This is a genomic window from Micromonospora sp. NPDC048169, assembly GCF_040652815.1.
GTDB lineage: Bacteria > Actinomycetota > Actinomycetes > Mycobacteriales > Micromonosporaceae > Micromonospora.
The window spans coordinates 46,214-62,930 of sequence record NZ_JBEZMS010000018.1 but is presented as its reverse complement, the minus strand read 5'-3'; the positions used below and the strand labels follow the sequence as shown (position 1 = coordinate 62,930).

Annotated in this window: 15 protein-coding genes and 1 pseudogene; 8 read left to right on the top strand and 8 right to left on the bottom strand. The window is 73.4% G+C overall.

What is annotated here, in order from left to right; translation table 11 throughout:
* Positions 1-83 precede the first annotated feature (83 nt).
* Positions 84-1,397 (bottom strand): annotated as a pseudogene (locus AB0D28_RS17545) (M14 family metallopeptidase); the annotation flags it as partial.
* Between the two features lie 205 nt (positions 1,398-1,602).
* Here AB0D28_RS17545 and AB0D28_RS17540 point away from each other — a divergent pair.
* Positions 1,603-2,943, top strand: a complete 1,341-nt coding sequence (locus tag AB0D28_RS17540; RefSeq protein WP_357386857.1) for a C39 family peptidase — start codon at positions 1,603-1,605, stop codon at positions 2,941-2,943.
* 125 nt (positions 2,944-3,068) lie between these two features.
* Here the strand turns inward: AB0D28_RS17540 and AB0D28_RS17535 are convergent, their stop codons facing one another.
* Genes AB0D28_RS17535 through mqnE form a run of 3 tightly spaced genes read right to left on the bottom strand, consistent with a single transcriptional unit; the run spans position 3,069 to position 4,979 of the window.
* The gene (locus AB0D28_RS17535; protein ID WP_357386855.1) at positions 3,069-3,347 is read right to left on the bottom strand and encodes a DUF4229 domain-containing protein; all 279 of its coding nucleotides are present in this window, start codon (positions 3,345-3,347) and stop codon (positions 3,069-3,071) included.
* Positions 3,348-3,373: 26 nt separating this feature from the next.
* Positions 3,374-3,802 carry a hypothetical protein gene (locus AB0D28_RS17530; protein WP_357386853.1) on the bottom strand — a complete coding sequence of 143 codons (429 nt, stop codon included), beginning with the start codon at positions 3,800-3,802 and terminating at the stop codon, positions 3,374-3,376.
* A 7-nt stretch (positions 3,803-3,809) separates the two neighbouring features.
* Positions 3,810-4,979: an aminofutalosine synthase MqnE gene (gene mqnE / locus AB0D28_RS17525; RefSeq protein ID WP_357386851.1), complete on the bottom strand. Its 1,170-nt coding sequence runs from the start codon at positions 4,977-4,979 to the stop codon at positions 3,810-3,812.
* A gap of 221 nt (positions 4,980-5,200) precedes the next feature.
* Here mqnE and AB0D28_RS17520 point away from each other — a divergent pair, with 221 nt between their 5' ends.
* The 5 genes from AB0D28_RS17520 to AB0D28_RS17500 all read left to right on the top strand — a co-directional run bounded on the left by AB0D28_RS17520 (position 5,201) and on the right by AB0D28_RS17500 (position 11,925).
* Positions 5,201-6,853 (top strand): NlpC/P60 family protein, encoded by a 1,653-nt coding sequence (locus AB0D28_RS17520; RefSeq protein ID WP_357386849.1) that lies wholly within the window; start codon positions 5,201-5,203, stop codon positions 6,851-6,853.
* Between the two features lie 108 nt (positions 6,854-6,961).
* The gene (locus tag AB0D28_RS17515; protein WP_357386847.1) at positions 6,962-8,773 is read left to right on the top strand and encodes a hypothetical protein; all 1,812 of its coding nucleotides are present in this window, start codon (positions 6,962-6,964) and stop codon (positions 8,771-8,773) included.
* Positions 8,774-8,962: 189 nt separating this feature from the next.
* Positions 8,963-10,822 carry a DEAD/DEAH box helicase gene (locus AB0D28_RS17510; protein WP_357386845.1) on the top strand — a complete coding sequence of 620 codons (1,860 nt, stop codon included), beginning with the start codon at positions 8,963-8,965 and terminating at the stop codon, positions 10,820-10,822.
* Positions 10,823-10,959: 137 nt separating this feature from the next.
* Entirely contained in the window at positions 10,960-11,175 is a 216-nt protein-coding gene (locus AB0D28_RS17505; protein ID WP_357386843.1) for a hypothetical protein, read from the top strand.
* Between the two features lie 129 nt (positions 11,176-11,304).
* Positions 11,305-11,925 (top strand): putative glycolipid-binding domain-containing protein, encoded by a 621-nt coding sequence (locus AB0D28_RS17500; protein WP_357386841.1) that lies wholly within the window; start codon positions 11,305-11,307, stop codon positions 11,923-11,925.
* A gap of 9 nt (positions 11,926-11,934) precedes the next feature.
* Here AB0D28_RS17500 and AB0D28_RS17495 read toward each other — a convergent pair whose 3' ends face one another.
* Genes AB0D28_RS17495 through AB0D28_RS17485 form a run of 3 tightly spaced genes read right to left on the bottom strand, consistent with a single transcriptional unit; the run spans position 11,935 to position 14,380 of the window.
* Positions 11,935-13,026 carry a PLP-dependent cysteine synthase family protein gene (locus AB0D28_RS17495; protein ID WP_357386839.1) on the bottom strand — a complete coding sequence of 364 codons (1,092 nt, stop codon included), beginning with the start codon at positions 13,024-13,026 and terminating at the stop codon, positions 11,935-11,937.
* A gap of 10 nt (positions 13,027-13,036) precedes the next feature.
* A complete protein-coding gene (locus AB0D28_RS17490; RefSeq protein WP_357386837.1) occupies positions 13,037-13,879 on the bottom strand; it encodes an SDR family oxidoreductase in 843 nt (280 codons plus the stop codon).
* A gap of 42 nt (positions 13,880-13,921) precedes the next feature.
* Entirely contained in the window at positions 13,922-14,380 is a 459-nt protein-coding gene (locus tag AB0D28_RS17485; RefSeq protein WP_018787850.1) for an Lrp/AsnC family transcriptional regulator, read from the bottom strand.
* Positions 14,381-14,635: 255 nt separating this feature from the next.
* Here AB0D28_RS17485 and AB0D28_RS17480 point away from each other — a divergent pair, with 255 nt between their 5' ends.
* Positions 14,636-14,902 carry a BldC family transcriptional regulator gene (locus AB0D28_RS17480; RefSeq protein ID WP_357386835.1) on the top strand — a complete coding sequence of 89 codons (267 nt, stop codon included), beginning with the start codon at positions 14,636-14,638 and terminating at the stop codon, positions 14,900-14,902.
* 51 nt (positions 14,903-14,953) lie between these two features.
* Here the strand turns inward: AB0D28_RS17480 and AB0D28_RS17475 are convergent, their stop codons facing one another.
* Positions 14,954-15,598, bottom strand: coding sequence for a UbiX family flavin prenyltransferase (locus AB0D28_RS17475; protein WP_357386833.1), 645 nt, complete (start codon positions 15,596-15,598; stop codon positions 14,954-14,956).
* A 143-nt stretch (positions 15,599-15,741) separates the two neighbouring features.
* On the opposite strand from AB0D28_RS17475, the gene AB0D28_RS17470 reads away from it, so the two are divergent.
* Positions 15,742-16,707: a terpene synthase gene (locus tag AB0D28_RS17470; RefSeq protein WP_357386831.1), complete on the top strand. Its 966-nt coding sequence runs from the start codon at positions 15,742-15,744 to the stop codon at positions 16,705-16,707.
* Positions 16,708-16,717 lie beyond the last annotated feature (10 nt).

Sequence of the window (16,717 nt, the reverse complement as noted above, 5' to 3'; positions counted from 1 at the left end):
CAGCGGAGATCGTCGGGACGGGAGGGGGTGAGCGGGAACCCCGGCGGGGGTGGAACCGGGGTTCCCGCCCGGTGGTGAGGTCAGCAGTACTGGCTCTGCTTGCCGATCGCCCGGTACGGGCAGTCCGCGTACTCGGACAGCAGCAGCACGGCTTCCCGGTTGCGTGAGGTCTGCGCCGGGATCACCTCGTCCGGCGGGTAGAAGCCGCCGCCGGAGGCCGAGCCGGGGTACATCTCGAAGGTGTACGCCCAGATCTTGTGGGCACCCCACATCCAGTCGATGCTGGTGCCGTCGGCGATGTAGAGGTCGCTCGACTGTTCCGGGGTGTAGTTGTTCGTCGCCGCCATCTGCCGCCCGATGGTGGCGAAGGTGTTGTACTGGTCGGTGTTCATGCCGGTGGCGGTGTTGTTGTACGTGTAGCCGTACGGCCAGAGCACCAGCTGCGAGTAGGTGTGGAAGTCGATGTTGGCCTTGATCTGCTGTACCCCGCCGACGACCCGGCTGTTGACGAAGTTGCGCAGCGCCGCGGTCTCCGGTGCGGAGAAGGCGGAGGGGCCCCGGTAGGTGTCCGACGACTTCGTGCTGGACGAGCCGCCGCAGCAGCCCCACTGGTAGCCCCAGTTGCGGTTCAGGTCCGTGCCGACGGCAGTCGACCCGCTGTTGGGCTGCCGGTTCTTGCGCCAGGACCGGTAGGAGCCGGTGGCGATGTCGTACTCGCTGCCGTCCGGGTTGACGGTGGGGACGATCCAGATCTCCCGGGAGTTGACGATGCTGGTGATCCGGGAGTCGCTGCCGTAGTTGTCGGTGAAGAGGTTGAGCAGGTAGATCGCCATCTCGACGGTCAGGTGCTCGCGGGCGTGCTGCTGGGCGTTGAACAGGATCTCCGGCTCGGCCTCGTCGGTGGCGACGTTGTCGGAGATCTTCACCGCCATCAGGTCCCGGCCCTGGTACGACGTGCCGACGCTCAGCTTCCGGGCGATCGTCGGGTGGTCGGCGACCACCTTGTTCACCACGGCGGTCAGCTCGGCGTAGTCGTGGTAGTTCGAGTCGGCGGGCGGGAACGCGTTGGCGGTCATGCCCCCGTCGGCGGGTGCCGGCGCGACGTCCTTCTCGAGCCGGAATCCGAGCCGGGTGATCGCGTTGGCCTCGGCCCTGGTCGCCGTGACGTGCAGCACGCCGTGCTCGGAGTAGTCGATCGCGGCCCCGGTGGAGGCGACGGCGGTGCGGTCGGCAGCGGTGCGTGGGCCGAGCACCCGGTAGGCGACGCTGGTCGGCTCACCGGAGCCTTCCGGCGCGGGGCGGGCGACAGCGGGGGCTGCGGCCGCGGCGACGATGGTCAGGCCGACGGCGGCGGCGAGCGCCAGCCGGCGGCGGAGCGGAGAGGCGCGGAAGGCCATTGACAACCTCCTGGGGGTACGGGAGATCCCGTTGTCCGCACACTCCACCAGGAGACACATGGTCATATCAATATTCGTCTCTATCTTTACCCATCCCGACCTGATCCTCACTTCGGCAATGATTTTCTATGCCTGAACATCTGGCGAAACTTCCCGCCAAGCGCGACAGTGAACGGCAACGATGCCGTCTCCCTGTGGAGCTGCCATGTTCGGAAGACCCATGCGCGCGGCCGCCCTCGCCGGGCTCACCGCGCTCACCCTCCTCGGCACCAGCGCACCGGTCCAGGCACAAGCCCCGCGGCCGGGCGTCACGCACGACGAACAGATCACCTTTCAGGAATTCTCCCGCTTCCCCGACTGGCGTAGCGGCACCCACCAGGGCACCCGCGCCGTACCGGGCCGCCACCCGGCGCTGACCATCGACCGCCCGGCGGGGACCACCGAGTTCACCGACGAGCACACCGGCGCCACCCGCACCTGGGAGTACGCCACCTGGACCTCGCCCGAGCGGCGGATCGGCTTCGACGCCAGCGAGATGGTCGCGTCGTGGAACGCCGCCACCCCGGCCGGCACCTGGATCCAGGTCGAGCTGCACGGCACGTACAACACCGGGGCACAGACCCCGTGGTACGTCATGGGCCGCTGGGCCTCCGGCGACCAGGACGTCAAGCGCTCCACGCTGGACGGGCAGGGCGACCCGTGGTCGAGCATCTGGACCGACACGTTCTCGATCGACGACGCCGACGCCGGGGTGCTGCTGCGCTCGTACCAGTTGCGGCTGACCCTCTACCGCGCGCCCGGCCAGGCCGCCGCGCCGCAGGTCCGGATGCTCGGCGCGATGGCGTCGAACGTGCCGGACCGGTTCACCGTCACCCCGAGCCGGGGCGGCATCGCCTGGGGCACCGAGCTGGCCGTGCCGCGCTACTCGCAGAACATCCACATCGGCGAGTACCCGGAGTACGACGGCGGCGGTGAGGCGTGGTGCTCCCCCACCTCGACCGAGATGGTGGTCGAGTACTGGGGCCGCAAGCCCTCGGCCGAGGACACCTCCTGGGTCGACCCCTCCTACGCCGACCCGACAGTCGACCACGCCGCCCGGATGACCTACGACTACGAGTACTCAGGCGCCGGCAACTGGCCGTTCAACACCGCGTACGCGGCGAGCTTCCCCGGCCTGGAGGCGCGGGTCACCCGGCTGCACTCGCTGGACGAGGCGGAACGCTTCATCAAGGCGGGTATCCCGGTGGTGACCTCGCAGTCGTTCCTCGCCAGCGAGCTGGACGGGGCCAACTACGGCACCTCCGGGCACCTGTTCGTGATCGTCGGTTTCACCGCCGAGGGCGACGTGATCGTCAACGACCCGGCGTCCTCGTCGAACGACGCGGTCCGCAACGTCTACAAGCGGGAGCAGTTCGAGCAGATCTGGCTGCGCACCAAGCGCTACCGGGCCAACGGCACAGTGGCCTCCGGCTCCGGCGGCATCGCGTACCTGATCAAGCCGGCCGACCGGCCGTGGCCGGTCGGCCCGGGCTCGACCAACTGGTGAGCTGCTCGACCGGCTCGACCGGCTCGACCGGCTCGACCGGCTCGACCGGCTCGACCGGCTCGACCGGCTGGTGAACGGCGAAGGGCCCGGCGTGACATCGTCCGCCGGGCCCTTCGCCCGTCCGCTCAGCTGTCGCGGCGCTCGCCGTCCGGCTCGGCCTGGTCCTCACCGGCCAGCGCGGAGCGCAGCCGCTCCTTCTCCACGCGACGCCGCTCCGCCGCCTCCGCCATCTCCCCGGCCATCTCGTCCCGCACGCCCTTGAGCAGGAAGAACGACAGCGTGGCGGAGAAGATCAGCGCCAGCATCAGCCGCAGGAACATGTTCATGTCGACGAACCAGAGGGCCGCCAGTACGACGACGAACAGCCCGATCCGGCCCAGCGTGTACTTGAGCGCCGCGCTCATTCCCGCATTCCCACTCTCTTCGTGCCTCAGCCCGTACGCCGGGCCAGCCAGTGCACGCCATGAAACCAGACGGTGGCGTAGACCACGGTGAACACCGCCGCGGCCAACGCTCCGGTGAACAACGCGGGCAGCCCCGAGGCCAGCCCGGCGGCGAGCAGACCGGCGACTACGCCGAGCGCGATGCCGACCAGCGCGGCCACCACCCGGGCGGCGCCGAACTCCCAGGCTCGGAACTCGTCCCAGAACAGCCAGAGCGGCAGGATCACCGCCAGCCAGCCGTTCGTACCCCCGAAGCCGCTGTCGCCCACCGTGGCGAACGCGAACTCGAAGACCAGCAGCGCCAGCACCCCGATGACCAGCCCGGCCAGGGTCACACCGAGCAGGTCACCAAGGGTCAGGATGCGCCCCTCGGCGTCACGCCGGGGGAAGGCGCGCTGCTGTTCCTCGCCGCTCATCGCCAGGTCAGGCCCAGACCTGCTGCGGCTCGGACCGGCGCTCCGCCGCCGACGGGGGCGCGTCGTACTCGCGCACGATCTCGTAGCGGGTGTTCCGCTCGACCGGACGGAAGCCCGCGTCCCAGATCATGTGCAGCAGGTCGTCGCGGTGCATGGTGTTGGGGGTGCCGTACGAGTCGGCGTCGTGCGTGATCTTGTATTCGACGACCGAGCCGTCCAGGTCGTCGACGCCGAAGTTCAGCGAGAGCTGCGCCACCGACAGGCCGTGCATGACCCAGAAGCACTTGACGTGCGGCACGTTGTCGAACAGCAGCCGGGACACCGCGAACGTCTTGAGCGACTCGGCCGGCGAGGCCATCGTGGTCCGGGCCTGGATCCGGTTACGGATCTTCCCGTCCGCCGAGTCGACGAAGTCGTGCTGGTAGCGCAGCGGGATGAAGACCTGGAAGCCGCCGGTCTCGTCCTGCAGCTCACGCAGCCGCAGCACGTGGTCGACCCGGTGCCGGGGCTCCTCGATGTGGCCGTAGAGCATGGTCGACGGCGTCTTCATGCCCTTCGAGTGGGCCAGCCGGTGGATGCGCGACCAGTCCTCCCAGTGGCAGTTGTGGTCGACGATGTGCTGGCGGATCTCCCAGTCGAAGATCTCCGCGCCGCCGCCGGTGAGCGACTCCAGGCCGGCGTCCATCAGCTCGTCGAGGATCGCGTCGGCGGTGAGCCCGCTGATCTTCTCGAACCACTGCACCTCGGTCGCGGTGAACGCCTTGAGCTTGACGTTCGGCAGCGCGGCCTTCAGCTCGCGCAGCACCTTCGGGTAGTAGCGCCAGGGCAGCGTCGGGTGCAGGCCGTTGACGATGTGCAGCTCGGTGAGCTGCTCGTCCTCCATCTCCTTGGCCTTGCGGACCGCCTCGTCGATACGCATCGTGTAGGCGTCCTTCTCGCCCGGCTTGCGCTGGAACGAGCAGTACGCGCACGACGCCGAGCAGACGTTCGTCAGGTTCAGGTGCCGGTTGACGTTGAACATCACCCGGTCGCCGTTGAGCTCGGTACGCCTGTGGTGGGCCAGCCGGCCCAGCCAGGTCAGGTCGTCGCTGGCGTAGAGGGCGATGCCGTCCTCGCGGGTCAGCCGCTCCCCCGCGTACACCTTCGCCTCGAGTTCGCGCTTGAGTCCGGCGTCCATCCGTTGGCCACGTCCTTCCACCTGGGTTCCCGATCGAGCCTACGTCGCGGGTCCGACCGCCCGCCGACGTGGTGCGCCGGTTCACCGGCCGTCACGCTCCGCACATCGACATCGTCGCAACCGTGAGGTAAGACAGGGTGGGGCGGAACACACACCAGGGCCGTCCTGTCCCGACACGCCCCAACCACGCGTGACGGACCCCAGACCGGACGGGGAGCGGAATGGCTCACAGCACCAAGGCCCGACGGCGACGAGCACGGCAGCCGGTGATCTCACCGATCCTGCGCCCGGCGCTCTGGTCCGCCCTCCTGGGTGCGGTGGCGGCCGCGGCGCTCGCCACACCGGCATGGGCCGACCCGCTGCCCGACGCCGTGCCCGACACCGGCTCCCGGCCCCAGGTCACCGGCCCCCTGCAACTGCCCGGCTCGTCCGGCGCCGTTCGCGGCGTACCAGGCACCGTTCCTGGCGTGCCAGGCACCGTCCCGGGTCTGCCGGGCACCGTCCCGGGCCTGCCCGGCGTCACCACTCCCGGCGGCGCGGCGGGCCTGCCCGGCACCACAGGCGTCGCCAACCCGGGCGACGGCCCGCTGATCGCGCAGATCAACCAGCTCGACGCCCGGGTCACGCTGCTCGGCGAGGAACTGCTCCGGATCAAGACCGAGCGGGACGCCGCACAGACCGAGCTGACCCAGGCCGCCGCCCGGCTCAAGGAGGCCCGGGACGCGCTCACCCGCGCCCAGGAGAACGCCAAGAGCGCCGCCGCCGACGCGGTCAAGGCGGACGCGGCTCTGCCGCCCGGCGAGTTCGGCGCCAGCCTGCGTGACTTCGCCAACCTTCAGCGCATCACCCGGGGCGACAAGGCCGAGGGCGCCACCACGTCGGTGACCGGCGAACTCCTCCGCGCCACGAGCGCCGAGCGGGTCGCGCGGGAGGCACACGACTCGGCGCGGCGCCGGGCCACCGAGAAGGCGGCGGCGTTCACCCGTGCCGGGGCCGACCTGCGCAAGCAGGAGACCGCGCTCGTCGCGCTGCGCAAGGAGAACGCGGCGAAGCTGCTGGAGATCGAGCGCCTGGCGGACGCCGCCGAGCAGCGGCTCGGCACCTCGTACGTGGTCGACCAGAGCATCGACGGCCTGGTGGCGGACCCGAAGGCGCTGGCCGCCGTGCGCTACGCCCTCGCCCAGCTCGGTGACCCCTACCTGTGGGCCGCCGAGGGCCCGGACCGGTTCGACTGCTCCGGCCTGATGCTCGCCTCCTACCAGTCCGCGGGCTACCGGGGTCTGCCCCGCGTCGCCAAGGACCAGTACTTCGCCACCCGTTCCCGTACCGTCTCGCCGAACGCCCTGCTCCCCGGCGACCTGCTGTTCTTCGCGTCGAGCAGCAGCTGGACGAGCGTCCACCACGTCGCCATGTACATCGGCAACGGCAAGATGGTCGAGGCGCCACGAACGGGTGACGTGGTCAAGATCTCGGTGGTCCGCTGGTCCCGGCTCTACGCCGCGACCCGGGTGATCGGAGCGGTACCCGCCCCGGCCACCCCCGTACCGCCGCCGACCGTGCCGACGACGCCGACCACGCCGGCCACCCCGAAGCCGTCGACCACGCCCAAGCCGACGCCCAGCACGCCGAAGCCGTCGACCACGCCCAAGCCGACGCCCACCACTCCGAAGCCGACCACGCCCACGCCGAAGCCGACGACGTCCAGCCCGGCGCCCACCACGCCGCCGCCCAGCCAGTCGGCGGAGCCGGAGCCCAGCCAGAGCGCGAGCGCCGAGCCGGACACCAGCAGTGCCGCACCGAGCAGCAGCAGCGTCGCCCCGTCGAGCAGCACGTCCGGCAGCGGCTCGGCCAGCCCGAGCAGCAGCGCCGACTGACCCGACCGCCGCTCCGGCTGTGTTCCCGGGCCGGAATATGGCACGGTGAGATCCAGGCACTTCCGGTCGGCGCCACGGCCGGAGGCGAGCGTGGGTGCGGAGGGCGAGATGGGCGAGCAGGACGTTCCGGCGGCGAAGGTCCACCCGGGACCGACGCCCGACCCCGCCGACCCGACCGGCGACGACGACGGGTCGGCCCTCGCGGGGCCGGTGGCCGTCGCGCGGGCGCGGGTATCGGTCGCCGGCGCGGCCGTAGCGCCGCCCGCCGGTGCCGAGCAGCCGCTACCGCAGGCCGGCCCCACCACCTATCGGGCGGGCACCCCGGCGGACACCCCACCGCCGCTGGACCGGCGCCTGCCCGGCGCCACAGTGCCGCCGTCCAGTTGGTCCGCCTTCTCCGTGGCCGAACGTCAGGCGACGCCCCAGCCGGTCACCGTGCCGTCCGGCTCGGCTGGCGTGGCGCCCGGGCCCGTCGCCACACCGGCCGAGCCGGACGGCGACGCTTCCCCGGGCACGACCGGCGGCGCTCCGGCGGCCATCCCCGCACCCCGCGTCTCCGGTTCCGCACGTGTGCCCGCGCCCGCTCCGCCTGCACCGCCCGCACCCAGGCCGTCGGCACCCGCGCCGCCCGCCGCCACGGACGCGGCCGCAGGGGACGTCGCGGCACCCGCCGACGCCGTGGACCCGGCAGGCCCTGACAACGCACCGGCCCGGCAGGCGGACGCCGCCGACGGAACCGGCTCGGGACCGCACCACGGCTCCGCGACCTCGCCCGCCGAATCCGCCGAGACGGCGCCGGCCGCCGCCGACCGCCCGGCCCCGCTCGGTGGCGCGTCCTCGGCAGCTGAGCCAGGCGCACCCGCCCGGGCCAGCGCATCCGTGCCCGGCCTGAGCCGCGTCTCGGCCGAGGAGGTCGCCGCCTCGGTGGGGGCCGCCCCGCCCGCCGCCGCCACCGTCTACCGGGCCGGGCCGGTGAACCCGGAACCGCCGGAGCCGGTCCAGCCACCGGAGCCCGCGCAGCCTCCGACGCCGAACGGCCCGGAGCCCGAGCCGGCGCCGACCCCGGTGCCGGGTCCGACGCCGCCGTCGCCGCCGGTCCCCGAGCCGGAACCTCCGCTCCGGCCCACGCCGCCTCTGCCCCCACCGCCCGCGCCCACCCCGCCGGCGCCGGCCCCACCCGGGCCGGTGCCGCCGGTGCCCGGGCCGCCGGTGCCGCCGCCGGGTCCGGCGGTACCCCCGCCACCGGCCCCGCCGGGACCGATGCCCGCGCCGCCGTTCCCGCCACCACCGGCGATGACCGGCGCTCCGGACCCGCTGCCCGCGCCGCCGTTCCCGCCACCACCGGCGAGGAGCGACGCTCCGGACCCGCTGCCCGCGCCGCTGTTCCCCGTCCCGCCGGCCGCACCGGCGTTCCCGCCCGCGCGGGCCGCCGTACCAGGTCCGCCGGCCGCGCCGGCCCCGCTCGTCGCGCCACCGGTCACGCCCGGCACGTCAGGCGCCGCGCAGCCGTCGTGGGCCGCCGCACCCGTGCCGGACCCACCGCCCGTGGTGCCGGCCCCGGCGCTGCCGACCTGGCCGCCGCCGGCCGTGCCCGCCCGCGACGCCGACACGACCCGTCCGGTACGCCCGCAGCCCGCCGGCCCGGACCTCGCCACCGCCGCGTACGGCGGGACGGACGGCCCGGGATTCGCCACCGTGTCCTTCCCGCAGGGCAACCCGCTGGAGAACTCCGGTTCCCTGACCGGGCACATCCTGGCCCAGGGCTGGTCCGAGGACAGCCCGGCCGCCCGGGGCGGCAACACCAAGGTGATCATCGTGTTGGCCGTCGCGCTGGCCATGCTCATCGGGATCAGCCTGCTCGTGGTCGTCCTGGCCAACGACGCGTTGAGCGGCCTGACCGGGACCATGCTCATCGAGTGACAGGGGTGAGCCCGCCCACTACCGCCTCGCACTGTCGTGGCGGAGTGGGCGATTCGCCGTACACTTGTCTGCGATCACTGACCCGGCGCGCCCCGACTGCGCGCCCATGGGCGATCTTGCGGGCGATTCGGCGGCGTGACAGGCCGCGGCGGGCCATCGCGAAGATGCGCCCCGCTCGAGAGGTATTTCTTGACCACGTTCGCTGAACCCAGCACGTCCCCGTCCGTCGACCCGACCCCGGAGAACATCGACTTCGCCTCCCTCGGCCTGCCCCGGCAGGTCGTCGAGGTGCTCACCCGGCAGGGCATCACCACCCCGTTCGAGATCCAGCGGGCCACGCTGCCCGACTCGCTCGCGGGCCGCGACGTCCTCGGCCGGGGCCAGACCGGCTCCGGTAAGACGCTCGCCTTCGGCCTGCCGGTGATCTCCCGGCTCGCCGACCGCAACCGGGCCCGGCCGCTGCACCCGCGCGCCCTGGTCCTGGTCCCCACCCGGGAACTCGCCATGCAGGTGAACGACGCCCTGATGCCGCTCGGCAAGGCGGTGGGCGTGTTCCTGAAGACCGCCGTCGGCGGTGTGCCGTACGACCGGCAGATCGACGCGCTGCGCCGTGGCGTGGAGATCGTCGTGGCCACCCCCGGACGGCTCGGCGACCTGATCGAGCGCGGCGTGTGCCGCCTCGACGACGTCGAGATCACCGTGCTGGACGAGGCCGACCAGATGGCGGACATGGGCTTCCTGCCCGAGGTCACCCGACTGCTGGCGAAGACTCCGGCGGACGCGCAGCGGCTGCTGTTCTCGGCCACTCTGGACAACGACGTCGACACGCTCGTCAAGCGGTTCATGACCGACCCGGTCACCCACTCGACCGCACCAGCCACCGCCGCCGTGTCCACCATGGATCACCACCTGCTGCTGATCCCGCCGCACGACAAGTTCGCGGTCGCCGCGTCCATCGCCGCCCGTGAGGGCCGCACCATGCTGTTCGCCCGTACGCAGCTCGGCGTGGACCGGCTGGTCGAGCAGCTCGCGGCCGTCGGTGTGCGGGCCGGTGGGCTGCACGGCGGCAAGACCCAGCGCATGCGCACCAAGACGCTCGCCGAGTTCCGCGAGGGCCGGACGCCCGTGCTGGTCGCGACCGACGTGGCGGCCCGGGGCATCCACGTCGACGGCGTCTCGCTGGTGCTGCACGTGGACCCGCCGAAGGACCCCAAGGACTACCTGCACCGGGCCGGCCGTACGGCTCGGGCCGGCGAGTCCGGCGCGGTGGCGACGCTCGTGCTGCCCAAGCAGCGCCGCACCACGCTGGCCATGATGGAGAAGGCGGGCGTCGAGCCGGCCGAGACCCGGGTCCGGGCGGGCGACGAGGCGCTGGCCGAGCTGACCGGCGCGCGCGAGCCCAGCGGCGTACCGGTGCGGGACGAGCCGGAGCCGCGACGCGGCGGCGGCCCGCGTCGCTTCGGCGACCGCGACGGCCGGGGCTTCGACCGTGGCGGACGCGGCTTCGGCGGCGGACGCGACTTCTCCGACCGTGGCGAGCGCCGCTTCGGCGACCGTGACGGCCGGGGCGAGCGCCGCTTCGGCGACCGGCCGGCGGGCGAGCGGTTCGCTGATCGCGGCGGTGACCGCCGGTTCGGCGACCGGCCGGCGGGCGAGCGCTACTCGGGCGAGCGGTCCGGCGGCGAGCGCCACTTCGGGCGGCCGGAGCGCCGCGACGACCGGAGCTTCGGCGGCCAGCGGTCCGACGACCGCGCTCCGCGCGGCGACGACAGGCGCTTCGGCGAGCGGTCCGACCGGCCGTACGGCGACCGGCAGCGGCCGGTGGCCGGACGCGGGTACGACCGCGACGAGCGGCGGTACGACGACCGGCCCAGTGGTTCGCGCGGCTTCGGCGACCGGCGCCAGGACGACCGCCCGCAGGCCGAGCGCCGTTTCGGTGACCGGGGCGACGCGCGTCCGGCCGAGCGCCGGAGCGGTTTCCGGGCCGAGGGGCGGGGCCGGGACGACAGGCGCGGTTTCGGCGGTCGTCCGCCGGCACGTACCCACTGATCTGAGCGCACCCACTGCCGCCGTCGAGCATCCGCTCGGCGGCGGCAGTGCGTCTGTGGTGATTTCGGCTCCCGTTCTAGCTGCGCGGCGTGAGGACGGGATACCGCCGGGTCGGCTCATTCCCTACCTTCGAAGTCGTGACCAAGGAGACGGGACCGGGCGAGCTTGTCGCGGCCGGTGAGATCTTGAAGATGCTCGGCGTGGGCAGGTCGAGATTCCGCGAGATCCGGCGGCACCCCGCATTCCCCGCGCCGTATCAAGAGCTGTCGGTCGGCGCGGTCTGGTTGAAGCGGGACGTCGAGCGGTACATCAGGGAGCACCGGCAGCCCCGGCCAGCGGACGACGACGAGTAGGCCCGGGTTCCCGGAGCCGCTCGCCCGGCTGAGGGCGACGAGCAGGGATAGGCAGGCAACAAGCCCGGGACCGGGGCGGCGTTCGCGCATCCGCTGCCGCCGACGGCCGGGTCGCGTAACGTCCGGACCATGCCGAAGTCGCTCTTCTGGGCCCGGACCGACACCGCCGGCTGCGAGCACGTCGTGCTCGACGGTGGGCAGGGGCTGACCGCGCAGGGCGTGGCACTCGCCGTGGATCCGGTCCCCTACACGTGCCGCTACCGCCTGGCGCTCGCGCCCGACTGGTCGACGAACCGGCTGGAGGTCGAGGCCGAGGGCGCCGGCTGGTCGCGGAGCGTACGCCTGGAGCGGGGCGGGGACGGGTGGCGCGTGCGTACCGGCGAGGAGGGTGACCTGGACGCGGCGCTGAGCGCGGCGGGTCACCCACCGGCGGGCCTGCCGGGTACCGACGATCCGGGCCGGCTGGCCGAGGCGCTCGACGTGGACCTGGGCGGCTCGCCGCTGACGAACACGCTGCCGATCCGCCGGATCGGGCTGGGGCGGCTGCCCGCCGACCTGGCGACGGCCGTGAACGTGGCCTGGGTGTTGCTGCCCGGCCTGGCAGTGGTGCCCGCCGAGCAGGTCTACACCTCGCTGGGTCCGGGCCGGGTTCGGTACGCCAGCGGCACGTTCACCGCCGACCTGGAGGTCGATCCGGACGGTTTCGTGGTGCGCTATCCGGGGCTGGCCGAGCGGGTCGACCCGCGCTGACCGCCCGGTTCAGGCCGGCCAGGCGCCCTCGGTCAGGAACCGGTCGATGGTGGCGAGGTGCGGGGCGAGGTCGAGGCCCTGCGCGGCCACCCACTCGTCGGAGTAGTAGGTGTCGACGTACCGGTCGCCCGGGTCGCAGATCAGCGTGACCACCGACCCGGTACGCCCGGCGGCGCGCATCTGCGCGATCAGCCCGAACGCGCCCCACAGGTTGGTGCCGGTGGAACCGCCGACCCGGCGGCCGAGCACGGCCGAGCCGGCCCGCATCGCGGCCAGCGACGCGGCGTCCGGCACCTGCACCATCCGGTCCACCACGCCGGGCAGGAAGGACGCCTCGACGGTGGGCCGCCCGATGCCCTCGATCCGGGAGCCCCGGTCGGTGGAGACCGACCAGTCGCCGGCCTGCCAGGCGGGGTAGAACGCGGAGTTCTCCGGGTCCACCACGCAGAGCTTGGTGGGCAGCCGGCGATAGCGGGCGTAGCGGCCGATGGTGGCGCTGGTGCCGCCGGTGCCGGCCCCGACCACGATCCAGGCGGGCACCGGGTGCCGTTCCAGCGCGAGCTGCGCGTAGATCGACTCGGCGATGTTGTTGTTGCCCCGCCAGTCGGTGGCCCGCTCGGCATAGGTGAACTGGTCCATGAACCGGCCGCCGCTGTCCTCGGCGAGCCAGCGCGCCTCCACCACCACCTTCGACGGGTCCCCGACCAGGTGGCAGCGCCCGCCCTGGAACTCGATCTGGGCGATCTTCTCCGGCGACGTGGAGGCGGGCATGACCGCGATGAACGGCAGCCCGAGCATCCGGGCGAAGTACGCCTCGGAGACGGCAGTCGAGCCGGACGACGCCTCGACGATCGTGGTGTCCGGGCCGATCCAGCCGTTGCAGAGGCCGTAGAGGAACAGCGAGCGGGCCAGCCGGTGCTTCAGCGAGCCGGTGGGGTGCACCGACTCGTCCTTGAGGTAGAGGTCGATCCCCCACTCGCGGGGCAGCGGGAAGGGCAGCAGGTGGGTGTCGGCGGAGCGGTTGGCGTCCGCCTCGACCGCGGCGATCGCCTCGGTCACCCAGCGCCGGCTGGCCTCGTCGCACCGGTCGAAGTGAGTCACGACGGCAACGTTACAAGCGAGGTGACCTCGCGTTTGCCTGGACCCGGCGGGTCTGCCGCCGCTGGCCGGCCCGCCCGGCGGCCCGGATCACCGGTGTGAGGGCCAGCGCTAGCCGGGGGAAGGCGTCCAGGAGCCGTACCTGGGCGCCACGCCAGCGCGGCAGGCTGACCACCGGGCGGGGCCGCCGGGCCAGCCGCACGGCCCGCGCGGCCACCCGCTCCGGCGTGAGCAGCGAGCCGGTGAAGGACGCCAGCGCTCCCGGGTCGTCCAGCTTGTCGTGCAGCATCGGCGTCCAGATCCCGTCCGGGCACAGGCACGACACGTGTACGCCCCCGACGCCGGCCATCCGCAGGTCGCTCTGCGTGCCGAGGCTGAACGCGAGCAGGGCGTGCTTGCTGGCCGCGTACACCGTCTCGCCCGGCGCGGCGATCAGCCCGGCCAGCGAGACGACGTTGAGCACGTGGCCGCGGCCCTGCTCGCGCATCACCGCGACGGCGGCGAGCGTGCCGTTCATCGCGCCGAGCGCGTTCACCTCGACGACCGCGCGCCGGGTCGGGGCGTCGTGCGCCCAGGACGGGCCGGTGACCAGGATGCCCGCGTTGTTCACCCAGAGCCCGAGGCCGCCGGGCGCGGCCGCCGCCTCGGCGGCGACGTCCGCGCAGGCGGATTCGTCGCGTACGTCGAGGGCGCGCGACCAGCCACCCAGCGGTGCGGCGGCTTCCGCCACGGCACCCGCGTCGACGTCGGTGAGCAGCACGTTCCACCCGTCGGCGTGCAGGGCGGCGGCGATCGCCCGCCCCAGCCCGCCGGCCGCGCCTGTGACCACCGCCGCACCGCGTCCCGAGCTCGTCATCGGCGCACGGTAACCGCAACCCCCGCGCGGAGGCCAGAGGCGTCAGGCGGTGGGGGGTTCCAGCGGCTGCGGGCGGTTCTCCCACTTGGTCGACAGCGCGATGCTGGTACGGGTGGACGCCACACCGGCCGTCCGGTTCAGCCGGACGATCAGCTGCTCCAGCTCGGCGATCGTGCCGACTCGCGCCTTGAGCAGGAAGGACTCGACGCCGGCCATGAAGTAGCAGGACTCGATCTCAGGAATGCGGCGGAACGACTCCAGCACATCGTCGGTGTCCGCGTCGGAGTCCTCGATGATGCCGATCAGCGCGGTGACGCCGAGCCCGATCGACTCCGGCTCGACCTCGGCCCGGTACGCCCGGATCACCCCGCTGGACTCCAGCTTGCCGACCCGCTCGTGCACGGCCGGGGCGGAGAGGCCGACCTGACGGGCCAACTCGGCGTACGACAGACGGGCGTTGCCCCGCAGCAACTCCACGAGGCTCAGGTCGATCGTGTCCACGGAGAGTGACCCTATCCGCTCGACGGCTACCGAACGCGGTCGGTACCCGCGGCCCGGCCCTTCACAAACGTACGATCAGGGGGTTCTCCGCCGGTACCATTTCCGAACTTCCCAGTGTGTGCGTTTTTCGCGTTTGACGGACACGCCCGGTAGCCGGTGCTGTAATTGCCATACGTCCCTCATGACGGCTCTGGGCTCGCACCGGCCGGGGGCAGTGTGTTCAGCCGGGGGCTTCGTCGACGCGAGGAGGGGGCTGTGGACACTGGAGATCGCCTGCTGACACCGGGTGAGGTCGCTGCGCTGTTTCGGGTGGACCCGAAGACCGTGACCAGATGGGCAGCGGCCGGCCGGATCGGCAGTATCCGGACTCCAGGAGGGCACCGCCGGTTTCGGGAATCCGAGGTGCGGGCCCTGCTCGAGGGGGAGGGCATGCTGGACGAGGCGGAGGACATGGGCAAGGCCCGCAACATGGGCCAGACCGCTTCCACCGGCCCCGGACCGGCGAACGCCGGCATGTACTGAACGTACGGGGCGCGGTCCGGCCGAGGGCCGCGCCCCCGCACGCCGGGCCGGTCAGTCCGCGGCGGCCTCCCGGCGCCCGGCGGCCACCTCGCCGGACCACCGCCGGAACAGCGTGTGCTCCACGCCGAGCGCGTCGAGCACCTTCCCGGCCACGAAGTCCACGAGTTGCCCGGCGGACGCCGACGCGCCGGCGCCGTAGAAGCCCGGGCTGGCCGGCAGCACCACCGCGCCGGCGTCGTGCAGCGCGATGAGGTGTTCCAGGTGACTGCGGGTCACCGGCGTCTCCCGGGGCACCACGACGACCGGGCGGCGCTCCTTGAGGTTCACCTCGGCGGCGCGCTGGAGCAGATCCTTCGACAGCCCGATCGCGATGCCGGCGCACGCGGCGGTGCTGGCGGGCACCACCGCCATGCCGCGTACCCGGTAGGAGCCGCTGCTCGGGCCGGCGGCCAGGTCACCGGCGGGCCAGTGCCGCAGGTCCGCGCCGGTGAGGTCGCGGTCGAGCCAGGCGGCCAGGTCCTCGGCCCAGTGCCCGTCCCGGAACGGCCGGCCGGTCTCGTCCAGCACCGTCAGCCGGGCCGCCCGGGAGACGATCAGGTCCACCGCCTGGCCGGCGTCGAGCAGTGCCCGGACGACAGCCGCCGCGTACGGCGTGCCCGAGGCTCCGGAGACACCCACCACCCATGGTTCGCGCATGCCCTCAAGCGTGCCTGGTCGCGGCGGACGCCGGGCGGGGACCCCCGTTCGGTCGGCCCGCCCGGGATGTCCAGCGGGTTCACGCGACATCCCACGGCATGAAAGTCTTCGATCGGCGATCGACTTCCACGGAGGGGCCGGTGATGACGGGGGCGGTGCTGCGGGCGCTGCGCTCCGACTGCCCCGTCGCACCCCGCATCTCCCCGTACGCCGACCGGGTGCAGGGCTGGCTGGTGGAGCACGTCGACCGGCTCGGCCTGCCGGCTGACCCGGACACCCGGCGACGGCTGGCGCGGGCCGGCTTCGCCCGGTACGCGGGCCGCCTCTACCCGGACGCCACCGAGCCCGACCTGCGGGTGCTCACCGCGCTGTTCACCTGGTTCTTCCTGGTCGACGACGCCTGCGACGGGCGGGACGGGCTGACCCCGGCGCAGATCCGCGCGTTGCGCGACGGCGCGCTCGCGTTGCTGCGCGAGGGTCCGCGCGCCCGCCACCCGGGCTTCTCCGGCCCGCTGCGGCGTCTGCTGGTGCAGGCGTGGCGGGAGCCGCGCCGCCGGATGCCGGCCCGGTGGCGGCTGCGTTTCGCCGACGCGGTCGCCGACCACCTCGACGGGGTGCACCGGGAGGCCACCGCCACCACGTCCGGCCGTCCACCGGGCGTCGCCGAGTACGTGCGGCTGCGCCGGGCCACGTCGGCGGCGTACGTCTCGTACCCGCTGATCGAGTTCGCGTCCGGGCGTCCGCTGCCCGACGCGGTCTACCACCATCCGGCGCTGCGCCGGCTCGCCGACCTCGCGAACGACCTGCTGTCCTGGTTCAACGACATCGCCTCGCTGGAACGCGACCGGGCCACCGGCGGCGGGCACAACCTGGTGCTGGCGATGGCCGCCGAGCGGGGCCTGCCGGTGCCGGCGGCGGTCGACCTGGTGGCCGGGCACTGGCGGGCCGAGATGGGGCGATTCGCCGCGCTCCTGGCGGCGGCGCCGTCGTTCGGGCCGACGCTCGACCAGGCCGTCGCCGTCCACCTCGACGGCCTGGCCGCCGCCGTGCGCGGCACCGTCGACTGGACGCTGGAGAGCGCCCGCTACCCGGTCGGCGCGACGCCGTGAGCCGGTCCGT